Below are 13774 nucleotides of genomic sequence, written 5' to 3'. Positions count from 1 at the left end.
GCGGCCTCCGGGAGGTCGTCGTCGGGGCCGACCCGGAACTCGGTGCAGCCGACGGTCGTCTCGGTCGGGCCGTACTCGTTGACGATCGTGATGCCGGGCCGGGCCGCGCGCCACAGCCGTACGGCGTCCGCGGTCAGCAGCTCGCCGCCGACGACGAGCTGCCCGGTCGGCGAGAACTCCTCGGGCAGTTCGGTGAGGATCGGGATGTGGCTGGGCGTGCCCTTGACCAGGGCCGGGCGCCGGGTGGGCGGCCCGTCGGGGGCGCCTTCGCGCAGCTCGACCAGGTGGGCGCAGCCACCCGTGGTCAGGGGGACGAAGAGGCCGGTCACCGTCAGGTCGAAGGAGATCGGCGAGTGGACCAGCCAGCGGCCGTCGCCCGCGTCGTAGTGTTCCCGCGCCCAGGCCAGGTAGGCGCTGAGGGAGGCGTGGTCGACGACGACGCCCTTGGGGCGGCCGGTGGAGCCGGAGGTGTAGATGACGTACACCGCGTGGTCGGTGCGCAGCGGGGAGAGGCGGTCGGCGTCGGTGGGCGCGCCGGCCCCGGCGGCGTCGCGGGCGGCCACGGTCGCCGGGTCGTCGAGGACCAGCACGGGCAGGTCCCCGGCGGGCAGCCGGCCGGCGGTCGCGGCGGTGGCGAGCAGCAGCGTCGGCGCGGCGTCGCCGAGCACGAACTCCAGTCGTTCCGCGGGCTGTTCGACGTCGATCGGGAGGTAGGCGGCGCCGGTCTTGACGACGGCGAGGACGGCGGCGACCAGGTCCACCGAGCGTTCCACGGCCACGGCGACCAGCTGCTCGGGGCCGGCGCCGCGTTCGATCAGCAGCCGGGCCAGGCGGTTCACCCGGTCGTCGAGTTCGGCGAAGGTCAGCTCGGTGTCCTCGAACGCCACGGCGGGCGCGTCGGGCGTGCGCGCGACCTGGGCCTCGAAGAGGTCGGGCAGCGTCGCGGCCGGCACGTCGCGGCGCGGGCCCGTGCTGCGGGCCAGCGCGGCCCGGTGCTCGTCGTCGGTCAGCAGGGCCAGCTGTCCGACCGGCCGGCCGGCGTCGTCCGCGGCCTGCTCGAAGAGCTGCCGCATCCGGGCTCCCAGGCGCTCCACGAGCTCCGCGTCGAAGACGTCGGGCCGGTAGTCGAGCTTGAGCAGGATGCGGGCGCCGGGGGCCACGGTCAGGCCGAGCGGGTAGTGGTTGGCGTCCCGGCCCTCGACGTCGCGGATGCGCAGCCCGCCGATGGGCGCGTCCACCGCGTCCGGGTCGACCGGGTAGTTCTCGAAGACGACGGAGGTGTCGAAGAGCGTTCCGGCGCCGGTCAGCGCCTGGATCTCGGCCAGTCCCAGGTGCTGGTGGGGCATGAGCGAGACCTGTTCGTCCTGCACCCGGCGGAGCAGTGCGGACAGCGGCTCGGCCGGGTCGATGCGCAGCCGCAGGGGCAGCGTGTTGAGGAGCAGGCCGACCATGCTGCGGACGCCGTCGAGGTCCGGCGGGCGCACCGAGACGGTGGTGCCGGTGATGACGTCGTCGCGGCCGGTGATCGTGGAGAGCAGCAGCCCCCACACGGTCTGCACGACGGTGTTCAGGGTGACGTCGTGCCGGCGGGCGGCGGCGTTGAGCCGGGCGGTCAGTTCCTCGTCCAGCTCGAAGAGGAAGCGGTCGGGGCGGACCGCGGCGGCCGTCGCGTCCACGGGCGCGACCAGGGTCGGTTCGTCGACCCCGGCCAGCGCGTGGCGCCAGGCCTCCTCGGCGGCGCCGCGGTCCTGGCCCGCGAGCCAGCCGAGGTAGTCGCGGTACGGGGTGACGCGCGGCAGGGCGCTGTCGTCGCCGCGGCTCAGGTAGAGCGCGAACAGCTCCGAGAACAGCAGCGGGGTGGACCAGCCGTCGAGCAGGATGTGGTGGTTGCTCACCACGAACCGGTAGCGGTCGTCGCCGAGCCTGATCAGCAGGAAGCGGATCAGCGGGGCCTTGCCGAGGTCGAACTTCCGGGACCGGTCGAGCTCCAGGATGCGGGCGAGTTCGCCCTCCCGGTCCTCGTCCGTGCGCTCGCGCAGGTCGAACTCGTACCAGGGCAGCCTGATCTTGCGCCGGATGACCTGCACCGGCCGGTCGAGGCCCTCGTAGCGGAACGCGGCACGCAGGTTGGCGTGGCGGCGCAGGAGCGTCTCGGCGGCGGCGCGCAGGGCCGCCGCGTCGACCTCGCCCTCGATGTCGAGGACGATCTGGACGGTGTAGACGTCAGGAGCCTGGTGGTCGTAGAGAGCGTGGAAGAGCAGCCCCTCCTGGAGGGGTGAGAGCGGCAGGATGTCCTCGATCCGAGCGTTCACCGTGCGTCCCCCCAGAATGAGTCCATGTCGTCCTCTTCATCCTCTTCGTCGTCCTCGTCGTCCGCGGCGAGGACTTGATCGATCTGACTCTGCGTCAGTGATGTCAGTGCGACGTCCGACGGGGTCCACCCGCCGGCGTCGGGGTTCTCCGCGTGCGTGGCGATGGCCTCCAGGGCCCGGAGCCAGGTCTCGGCGAGATCCTGGACCTCGGCCTCGGACAGCAGTCCGTCCGGCCAGGCCAGGGTCGCCGAGAGCAGGGTTCCCGCATCGCTCTCGTGGGCAGCGGCGTTGATCTCCAGGGCGTGCGGGAGCCGCGCGCCCGGTTCGGCGTGTCCGGGCAGCGCACCGGTCTCCGGTGCCGCCGCCCACTGGCCGGCCGGGGCCGACGCCCCGAACCTGCCCAGGTAGTTGAATCCGATCTGTGGGGCCGGCCGGCCGCTCAGCTCGGCGGCCGTCTCCGCGTTGAGGTGGCGCAGCAGCCCGTAGCCGATGCCGTGGTCGGGCACGGCCCGCAGTTGTTCCTTGATCCGCTTGAGCGCGCGTCCGGCGGCCTGGCCGGCGGCCAGCGCCTCGGCCACGTCCACCGGGCCCGGGTCCAGCCGCACGGGGTGGCTGCTGGTGAACCAGCCGACGGTGCGGGACAGGTCCACGCCCTCGACGATGTCCTCCCGGCCGTGGCTCTCCAGGTCCAGCAGCACACCGGTGTCCCGGCCGCGGCCGGTGCGGCGGCGCCAGTCGGCCAGGGCCAGGGCCAGCCCGGTGAGCAGGACGTCGTTCACCCCGGCGTGGAAGGCCGCGGGGACCGTCGTCAGCAGGGCCTCGGCCCGCCCGGCGGGCAGTTCGACCGTCACCGAGCGCAGCGCGCCCACGGTGTCCCGCTCCGGGTCCATCGGGCGGCTGCCCAGCTCCGGGTCGGGGCCGGTCAGCATCTGCTGCCAGAAGGGGAGTTCGGCCCGGCGCAGCGGCTCGTGGGCGAGCCGGGCCAGGTGCTGCGTCCAGCGCCGGAAGGAGGTGCCCTCCGGGGCCAGGGCGGCCGGTTCGCCCGCCCCCGCGGCCCGCCACGCCTCGACCAGGTCGGGGACCAGGATGCGCCAGGACACGCCGTCCACCGCGAGGTGGTGCAGGACGAGCAGCAGCCTGCCGGACTCCTGCGGGCCGGCGTCGAACCAGACCGCCTGCGCCATGACGCCCGCCTCGGGGTCGAGCCGGTCGCGGGCCGCCTCGCCCTCCGTGCGGATCAGTGCGGCCAGCCGGTCGCCGCCCGCCCCGGCCGCGTCGACGCGGCGCACCGCTCGCGCGGCGTCGACCGTGCCGGGGGCGGCCACCTCCAGCCGCCAGCTCCCGCCCCGTTCGAGCCGCAGGCGCAGCGCGCCGTGGTGGTCGAACAGGGTCTGCAGGGCGGTGACGAGCCGCTGCTCGCCGAGGTCCGCCGGGACGGTGAGCAGCGTCGCCTGGTTGACGCCGTCGCTCGGGCCGCCGCGTTCGCGCAGTTCCTCGACGATCGGCAGGGTCACCACCTCGCCGACGGCCACGTCCTGCGGGTCCTTCGCCCCTTCGCCGCCGCGTTCCTCGGCCGCCGCGGCGAGGGCCGCGACGGTCTTGTGCCGGAACACGTCCCGGGGGCTGAAGACCAGGCCGCGGGCGCGGGCCCGGCTGACCAGTTCGATGGAGACGATGCTGTCGCCGCCCAGGTCGAAGAAGCTGCTGTCCACGCCGACCTCGTCCAGTCCGAGCACCTCGGCGAAGAGTTCGGTCAGCAGTTCCTCGCGCCGGGTCTGCGGGGTCCGTCCGGCGGCGCCGCCGGAGAGGTCCGGGGCCGGCAGGGCGCGCCGGTCCACCTTTCCGCTCGGGGTGAGCGGGAAGGCGTCCAGCACCACCACGGCGACCGGCACCATGTAGTCGGGCAGGTCGGCCGCGAGCCGGTCCCGCAGCTCGCCGGCGTCGGGGTGGCCGCCGGGCGCGGGCACGGTGTAGGCGACCAGCTGGCGCACCCCGGGCCGGTCCTCGCGCACGACGACGGCCGCCTGGGCGACGCCCGGCTGTCCGGACAGCGCCGACTCGATCTCGCCGAGTTCGATGCGGAAGCCGCGGATCTTCACCTGGTCGTCGGTCCGGCCGAGGTACTCCAGCACGCCGTCGCGCCAGCGCACCAGGTCCCCGGTGCGGTACATCCGGGTGCCGGGCGGGCCGTAGGGGTCCGCCACGAACCGGCCGGCCGTCAGCGCGGAGTCGGCCACGTAGCCGCGGGCCAGCGCGGGCCCGGACAGGTGGAGTTCGCCGGGCACGCCGGGCAGGACCGGCCGCAGCCGCTCGTCGAGCACCCGGGCGGTGGTGCCGGGCACCGGGCGGCCGATGACCGGGCGGCCCGGACCGATCCGTACGACGACGGAGTCGACCGTGCACTCGGTGGGGCCGTACAGGTTGAACGCGGCCAGGCCGGGGGTCTCGGCGAGCTGCCGCCACAGCGGTTCCGGCACCGCCTCGGCGCCCAGGGCGAGCGCCCGCAGCCGGTGCGGGCCGTCCAGCAGGCCGCGGGCCACGAGCTGCGCCGCGTACGACGGCGTGGTGCTCAGGGCGTCCACGCGCCGTTCGGCGAGGTAGCGCAGCAGCGCGTCCGGGTCGGTCCGGGTCTCGTCGTCCAGGACGTGCAGCTCGTGCCCGTCGAACAGCCACAGCAGCTGGTCGACGGAGGCGTCGAAGGAGAACGAGGCGAAGTGCGCGGCGCGCAGCCGGTCCCCGTCCGCCGCCGGTGCGTACACCCGCTCGCGCATGGCGCGGAACAGTCCGGCCATGGAGCCGTGGCTCACCAGGACGCCCTTGGGGCGGCCGGTGGAGCCGGAGGTGTGGATCACGTAGGCGGGCGCGCCCGGGACCTGCGCCGTCCGTGGCGCGTGGTCGGGGGCGGTGGCCGCGGCCGCGGCCAGCTCGTCCGGTCCGAGGACCTCGCTGCCGGCCGTGTCCACGCCGGGCAGGCCGTCGGCGCCGGTGAGCACCAGGGCCGGGCGGGTGCGGCCGAGCATGTACGTCAGCCGGCCGGCCGGGTACGACGGGTCGAGCGGCACGTAGCCGCCGCCCGTCTTGAGCACCGCGAGGAGGGCCGTCACCAGCGCCGCGGACCGGGGCATGGCCAGCCCCACCAGGGACTCGGCGCCGATTCCGCGCGCGGTCAGCACCTGGGCCAGCCGGTTGGCGCGGGCGTCGAGCTCGGCGAAGGTGAGGGTGTCGTCCGCCGCGACGACGGCCGTGGCGCCGGGGGTCCGGGCGGCCTGTTCCGCGAACAGCTCCGCGGGGGTCGGGGCCCCGGCGGGTCCGCCGCGTCCCCGGCCCCAGTCGTCCAGCACCCGTTCGAGTTCGCCGGGCACGGCGATGGCGAGGTCGCCGATGGGCCGGTCGGGGCCGGCCACGGCGGCGTCCAGCAGCCGGGCCAGGCGGTCCGCGATCATCTCGGCCGTCGCCGGGTCGAACAGGTCGACGGCGTACTCGATCATGCCGGTGATGCCGTCCGGTTCCCCGTCGGCGGTCTGCCGCTCCTCCAGGTTGAACGACAGGTCGAACTTGGCGGCGTCCAGACCGATCCGGAGCGTGGTGACGTCCAGGCCCGGCAGCGTCAGTTCGGTCGACTCGGCGTTCTGGAACGACAGCATCACCTGGAACAGCGGGTGCCGGGCCAGCGAACGCGTCGGGTTGAGGACCTCCACCAGTCGCTCGAACGGCACGTCCTGGTGGGCGTACGCGGCGAGGTCGGTCTCCCGGACCCGGTCCAGGAGTTCGGTGAAGGCCGGGTCGCCGGAGGTGTCCGTGCGCAGCACCAGGGTGTTCACGAAGAAGCCGACCAGTTCGTCGAGCGCCTCGTCGGTGCGGCCCGCGATCAGCGAGCCGACCGGGATGTCGGTGCCCGCCCCGAGCCGGGTCAGCAGGGCGGCGACACCGGCCTGCATGACCATGAAGAGGCTGACGTTCGCCTCCTTGGCCAGTGCGGCCAGGTCCCGGTGGAGCGCGGCGGGGATGTGCACGGCGGCACTCTCGCCGCGACGGCTCGGCAGCTGCGGGCGCGGCCGGTCGACGGGCAGCGTGATCTCGTCGGGCAGTTCGGCCAGCGCCTCGTGCCAGTAGCCCAGCTGGCGGGCCAGCGAGCTGTCGGGCTCGGTCTCGTCGCCGAGCACCTCGCGCTGCCACAGCGTGTAGTCCGCGTACTGGACCGGCAGCGGCTCCCACGCGGGGGCGTCGCCCGCCGCACGGGCGGTGTAGGCGGCCGACAGGTCCCGGGCCAGCGGGGCCAGCGACCAGCCGTCGGCCGCGATGTGGTGCAGCACGACCAGCAGGACGTGGTCCCGCTCGCCCAGCCGGAACACCTGTGCGCGCAGGGGAAGTTCGCGGCCCAGGTCGAAGCCGGCGTTGGCGGCCGAGGCCAGTTCGCCGGACAGCTCCTGCTCCTCGATGGTCCGGACGGGCAGCTCCGGCACCAGCGGCGGCAGGATCTGCTGCCGCGGCTGGCCCTGCTCGTCGGGGAAGAGGGTGCGCAGCGCCTCGTGCCGGGCCACGACGTCGCCGAGGGCCAGCCGCAGCGCCTGCACGTCGAAGTCGCCGGAGAGCCGGACCGCCATCGGCACGTTGTACGCGGCCGAGTTCTCCTCGAACCGGTTGAGGAACCAGAGCCGGCGCTGGGCGGAGGAGAGCGGAACGGTCTCGGGCCGGGGCACGGGGGCCAGGGCGGTGCGGGCGCGGGCGGCCTCGTCCAGGACCCGGTCCAGCGCGGCCACCGTCGGGTTCTCGAAGAGCGCCCGGATCGGCAACTCCACACCCAGCACCGACCGCACCCGGCTCACCAGACGCGTCGCCAGCAACGAATGACCACCCAGATCGAAGAACCCGTCCTCGACCCCCACCCCCGACAACCCCAGCACCTCACCGAACAGACCGCACAGAATCTCCTCCCGCGCACTCCTCGGCCCACGACCCCCCACCACCAACTCCGGCTCCGGCAACGCCCGCCGGTCCAGCTTCCCGTGCACCGTCAACGGCAACGCATCCATCACCACGAACGCCGACGGCACCATGTAATCCGGCACCCGCCCCGCAACCACCCCACGAAGCACACCCACATCCACACCCCCACCACCGGACTCGGGCACCACATACGCCACCAACCGCGCACCCCGCACCCCGTCCTCACGCACCACCACAGCCGCCTGCGCAACCCCCGCACAACCAGCCACCACAGCCGACACCTCACCCGGCTCGACCCGGAAACCCCGAATCTTCACCTGATCATCAGCACGACCCACAAACTCCACCTGACCATCCGCCAACAACCGCACCACATCACCCGTGCGATACATCCGCGAACCAGCCGGACCATACGGATCCGCCACAAACCGCGAACCCGTCAGACCCGCACGCCCCACATACCCACGCGCCAACCCCACACCCGACACATACAACTCACCCGCAACACCCGGAGCCACCAAACCCAACGACCCATCCAGCACATACACCCGCGTGTTCCACACCGCACGACCGATCGGCGGAGTGGTGTCGCCGGTCAGCGGCTCGGTCATGGTCGTCGCGACGGTCATCTCGGTGGGCCCGTAGGCATTGACGACCTTGCGTCCGCCCCCGGCCCAGCGCGCCACCAGTTCGGCCGAGCACGCCTCGCCGCCCGTGACGACGCAGCGCAGCGTGTCCAGACCGGCCTCCGGGATCGTGGCCAGCACGGGGGCGGCCAGCTGGAGGTGGGTCACGCCGTGGGTGGAGATGGCCTCGGCCAGCTGGTCGCCCACCACGTGCCGCTCCGGGTCGGCGAGCACCAGCGTGGCACCGGCCAGCAGCGCCATCACGGTGTCGGCGACGGACGGGTCGAACGTGGTGGACACCGCCTGCAGGACGCGGCTGTCCGCGTCGATGCCGAGCCGGTCGATGTGCACCGCCGCGAGGTTCCCGATGCTGGCGTGCGTGATCAGCACGCCCTTGGGCAGCCCGGTGGAGCCGGAGGTGTAGATGACGTACGCCGGGTGCTCCGGCCTGAGGACGGCGCCGCGCTCCGCGTCGGTCGGATCGGTGGCGTCGTACCCGGCGCAGAGCCGCTCGCCCTCGGCGATCGGCAGCGTGCGGTACGCCTCGCCGGCCGGCACGCGGGCGTCGTCGCCGGCGGTGAGGACCAGGACGGGCCCCGCGTCACCGAGGACGTGGGCGATGCGCTGCGCGGGCTGGCCGGGGTCGACCGGCAGGTAACCGGCCCCCGCCTTGGAGACGGCGAGGAGGGCGACGAGCCATTCCACCGAGCGCGGCACGGCGACCGCGACCAGGGTCTCGGGGCGCGCCCCGTACTCGATCAGCAGCCGCGCCAGGCGGTTCGCCCGACGGTTCAGCTCCGCGTAGTCGAGCTCCTGTCCGGTGGCGGCGACGACCGCCGTGGCACCGGGGGTACGGGCCGCCCGGGCCTCGAAGAGGTCCGGCAGCGTGCCCTCGGGCAGCGCGTGGTCGGTGTCGTTCCAGCGGTGCAGCACGGTCTCGCGCTCGTCCGTGGACAGCACGTCGAACGCGCCGATGCGGGTGTCCGGTGCCGCCACCGCGGAGGCCAGCCAGCGGGCGAACCGGTCCATCAGCCCCTGCACGGTGCCGTGGTCGAACCGGTCGGCGCTGTAGTGCGCCAGCCCCTGGATCCCGCCGGGGCCGCCGGCCTCGTCCTGGCGCTCGACCAGCTCGATGCCGAGGTCGAACTTGGCGTCGGCGGGGGCGGGCGGCAGCGGGGTGACGTCCAGGCCGGGCAGCCGCAGCGTGCCGTCCGGCGTGTTCTGCAGGGCCAGCATCACCTGGAACAGCGGGTGCCGGGCCAGCGAACGGGGCGGGTTGAGGACCTCCACCAGTCGCTCGAACGGCACGTCCTGGTGGGCGTAGGCCGCCAGGTCCGTGTCCCGGACCCGGTCCAGCAGCTCCCGGAAGGTCGGGTCGCCGGAGGTGTCGGTGCGCAGCACCAGGGTGTTCACGAAGAAGCCGATGAGGTCGTCGAGCGCCTCGTCGGTCCGGCCCGCCACCGGGGTGCCGAGCGGGATGTCGGTGCCCGCGCCGAGCCGGGTCAGCAGGGCGGCGAGCCCCGCCTGGAGCACCATGAAGAGGCTGACGTTCGCCTCCTTGGCCAGCGCGGTGAGTTCGCCGTGCAGCGCCGCGTCGAAGCCGAACTCCACCGATCCGCCGCGGTAGCCGGGCAGTTGCGGGCGGGGCCGGTCGGCGGGCAGCTCGATCTCGTCGGGCAGCTCGGCCAGCGCCTCGTACCAGTAGCTCAGCTGGCGGGCGATCGGGCTCTCGGGCTCGGTCTCGTCGCCGAGCACCTCGCGCTGCCACAGCGTGTAGTCCGCGAACTGGACCGGCAGCGGCTCCCACGCGGGGACGCCGCCCGCCGCACGGGCGGTGTACGCGGCCGACAGGTCCCGGGCCAGCGGGGCCAGCGACCAGCCGTCGGCCGCGATGTGGTGCAGCACGACCAGCAGGACGTGGTCCCGCTCGCCCAGCCTCAGGACCCGGGCGCGCAGCGGCGGGTCGACCGCGAGGTCGACGGGCAGCGAGCCGAAGTCCTGCACGGCGGAGTCGAGCTCGGACTCGGTCACGTCGACGATGCCGAGGCCGGGCACCCAGAAGTCGAGCACCCGCTGGTGCGGGATGCCGTCGTCGTCGGGGAAGACGGTGCGCAGCGCCTCGTGCCGGGCCACGACGTCGCCGAGGGCCAGCCGCAGCGCCTGCACGTCGAGTTCGCCGGAGAGCCGGACCGCCAGGGAGACACTGCCCCCGGCGCCCTCGAAGCGCTCCAGGAACCAGAGCCGGCGCTGGCCGAAGGAGAGCGGAACGGTCTCGGGCCGGGGCACGGGGGCCAGGGCGGTGCGGGCGCGGGCGGCCTCGTCCAGGACCCGGTCCAGCGCGGCCACCGTCGGGTTCTCGAAGAGCGCCCGGATCGGCAACTCCACACCCAGCACCGACCGCACCCGGCTCACCAGACGCGTCGCCAGCAACGAATGACCACCCAGATCGAAGAACCCGTCCTCGACCCCCACCCCCGACAACCCCAGCACCTCACCGAACAGACCGCACAGAATCTCCTCCCGCGCACTCCTCGGCCCACGACCCCCCACCACCAACTCCGGCTCCGGCAACGCCCGCCGGTCCAGCTTCCCGTGCACCGTCAACGGCAACGCATCCATCACCACGAACGCCGACGGCACCATGTAATCCGGCACCCGCCCCGCAACCACCCCACGAAGCACACCCACATCCACACCCCCACCACCGGACTCGGGCACCACATACGCCACCAACCGCGCACCCCGCACCCCGTCCTCACGCACCACCACAGCCGCCTGCGCAACCCCCGCACAACCAGCCACCACAGCCGACACCTCACCCGGCTCGACCCGGAAACCCCGAATCTTCACCTGATCATCAGCACGACCCACAAACTCCACCTGACCATCCGCCAACAACCGCACCACATCACCCGTGCGATACATCCGCGAACCAGCCGGACCATACGGATCCGCCACAAACCGCGAACCCGTCAGACCCGCACGCCCCACATACCCACGCGCCAACCCCACACCCGACACATACAACTCACCCGCAACACCCGGAGCCACCAACCCCAACGACCCATCCAGCACATACACCCGCGTGTTCCACACCGCACGACCGATCGGCGGGACGGACGGGGAGCCGTCGGCGGAGAGCGGGTCGCTCATGGTGGCGCAGACGGTGGTCTCCGTCGGGCCGTAGGCGTTGATCATCCGGCGGTCCCGCGACCACCGCTCGACGAGCGCCGGGGAGCACGCCTCGCCGGCCACGGTCAGCACCATGCCCGGCGGCAGGCCGTCCTCGTCCAGCGCGGCGAGGGCGGCGGGCGGGATGGTCGCGTGGGTGACCCGCTGACGGTGGGTCAGCTCGGTGAGGGACCGGCCCGGCAGCAGCCGGTCGGCCGGCGCCAGGACGAGCGTCGAGCCGGACAGCAGGGCCAGGCACAGCTCGGAGAAGGCCGCGTCGAAGCTCGGCGAGGCGAACTGGAGCACCCGGCTCCCCTCGTGCACGGCGAACCGCTCGATCTGGCTGCCCGCGAGGTTGGCCACCCCCCGGTGGGTCACCAGCACGCCCTTGGGGTTGCCGGTGGAGCCCGAGGTGTAGATGACGTACGCCGGGCTGTCCAGCATCAGCGGGGCGTGCCGGTCCGCGTCCGTGGGGCTGTGTCCGGGGCGCTCGGGGGCGATGTCACCGCCGAGGACCAGGGCGGCCGTGCCGGTGCCGATCTCCGGCAGCCGGTGGGCGGTGTCCCGGTCGACCAGCAGCAGCGCGGGCCGGGCGTCGCCGATCACGTACGCGATCCGCTCGGCCGGGTACTCCGGGTCGATGGGCAGGAAGGCGCCGCCCGCCTTCGTCACGGCGAGGACGGCCACCACCTGGTCGACGGAGCGGGGCAGCAGCAGGCCCACGACGGACTCGGGGCCGATGTTCCGCGCGATGAGCAGGTGGGCGAGGTGGTTGGCCCGCTCGTCCAGCTCGGCGTAGGTGAGCTCGGTCGAGGGCCCCTCCGGCTCGTCGTACACCACGGCCGTGGCGTCCGGCGTACGGGCCGCCTGGGCCTGGAACAGCTCGGGGAAGACGTCGAACCGCACGTCACGGGTGGTGCTGTCCCACTCGGTCCGCAGCCGGTCCGTCTCCTCGGCGGTGATGACGCCGACCCGGCCGACCGGCCGCCCGGGCTCCGTCACGATCAGTTCGAGCAGTCCGCGCAGCCGGTCCCCGAGCAGCTCGGCCCCGGCAGCGGTGAACGCGTCCGGCCGGTGGTCGAAGCGCAGCTCCAGGCGGGTGCCGGGGACGACGGCCAGCGAGAGCGGATAGTGCGCCGCGTCCCTGACCCGGGCGTCGACGGCGCGCAGACCGGTGCCGGGCAGGTCCAGGACGCCCGGGTCCAGCGGGTAGTTCTCGAAGACCAGCAGGGTGTCGAAGAGTTCGCCGAGTCCGGTCGACGCGGTGACCTCGGAGAGGCCGACGTGCTGGTGCTCCATGAGGCCGGCCTGTTCGTCCTGCAGCCGGGCGAGCAGGTCCGCCAGCGGCTCGGCCGGGTCCAGGACGAGGCGTACGGGCAGGGTGTTGCTGAACAGGCCCACCATGCCCTCGGCCCCCGGCAGGTCGGCGGGGCGGCCGGAGACGGTGGCGCCGAAGACGACGTCGTCGCGGCCGGTGAGCCGGGCCAGCAGCAGGGCCCACGCCCCCTGGAGGAGCGTGTTCACGGTGAGGCCGTGCGACCTCGCCCAGGCGTGCAGGGTCGCGGTGAGGTCCTCGGACAGCCGGACGGAGTGCCGCTCCGGTGTCGTCGGCAGGTCCCCGGACCCGGCGGGCGCGAGCAGGGTGGGCTCGTCGAGTCCGGCCAGGGCCTCGCGCCATGCCGTGCCGGCCGCGGCGCGGTCCTGGCGGGAGAGCCATTCCAGGTGGTCGCGGAACTGCGGGGGCTCGGGCAGTGCGAAGCCGTCGCCCCCTTGCGCGTACAGCTCGAACAGTTCGCGTACGGCGATGGGCACCGACCAGCCGTCCCACAGGAGGTGGTGGTTGGTCAGCACGAGCCGGTGGCGGTGGTCGCCGAGCCGGATGGCGGTGAAGCGCAGGAGCGGCGGGGCGGCCGGGTCGAAGCGGCGGGCCCGGTCCTCGTCGAGGACCCGGGCGGCCTCCGTCTCGCGGTCGGCCTCGTCGAACCCGGTCAGGTCGACGTCCTGCCACGGCACCTCGGCGGAGGCGGGGATCACCTGGACCGGGCGGCCGGACTCCTGGTGGACGAAGGCCGCCCGCAGGTTGGGCCGGCGCTCCAGCAGGGTCCGGGCCGCGGCGCGCATGGCCGTGGCGTCGAAGTCGCCCTCGAGGTCGAAGACGAGCTGGATGGCGTAGAGGTCGGGGGCGTCGGACTCACCGCCGTAGACGGTGTGGAAGTGGAGTCCTTCCTGGAGGGGGGAGAGCGGGAGGACGTCGACCAGGCCCGGATACGCGGTCTCCAGCGTCTCGATCTCGTCCTGCGTCACCTCCACCAACGGAACGTCCGACGGCGTCAGACCACCCGCACCCGGCTCACCCGCCGCCACCACCAACGACTCCAGGACCTCCACCCACGCACGGGCAAGCCCCTCCACCTCACCCTCACCGAACAACCCGCCCGGCCACGCCCACACCGCCGACAGCACCGAACCCTCCGCACCGTCCAGCGTCAGCGCATTCACCTCCAGCGCATGCGGCATCCGCATCGACGGATCCACACCCCCACCCACACCACCGGCCTCACCCACCGGCGACCAGTCACCACCCTGAGCAGCAAAACGACCCAGATAGTTGAACCCCACCTGCGGCTCCGGCAACGACGCCAGAACCCCACCCGCCACCGGATGCAGATACCGCAGCAAACCAAACCCCATACCCCGGTCCGGCAACCCCGCAGCACC

2 protein-coding genes (1 of these 2 only partly in view) are annotated in these 13774 nt (G+C 73.7%); both read right to left on the bottom strand.

The window, feature by feature from the left end:
* Nucleotides 1–2312, bottom strand: partial view of a non-ribosomal peptide synthase/polyketide synthase gene (locus OCT49_RS23240; protein WP_283853770.1) — the start only. 16972 nt of this gene lie to the left of the window's left edge; only the first 2312 of its 19284 coding nucleotides appear in the window; its start codon is at nt 2310–2312; its stop codon lies off the left edge, out of view.
* Nucleotides 2309–13747, bottom strand: a complete 11439-nt coding sequence (locus OCT49_RS23235) for a non-ribosomal peptide synthetase (RefSeq protein WP_283853769.1) — start codon at nt 13745–13747, stop codon at nt 2309–2311. The genes OCT49_RS23240 and OCT49_RS23235 overlap by 4 nt, the downstream gene beginning before the upstream one ends.
* Nucleotides 13748–13774: the final 27 nt, after the last annotated feature.

This window comes from Streptomyces sp. ML-6, assembly GCF_030116705.1.
GTDB lineage: Bacteria > Actinomycetota > Actinomycetes > Streptomycetales > Streptomycetaceae > Streptomyces.
This window is presented reverse-complemented; position numbering and strand designations above follow the sequence as displayed.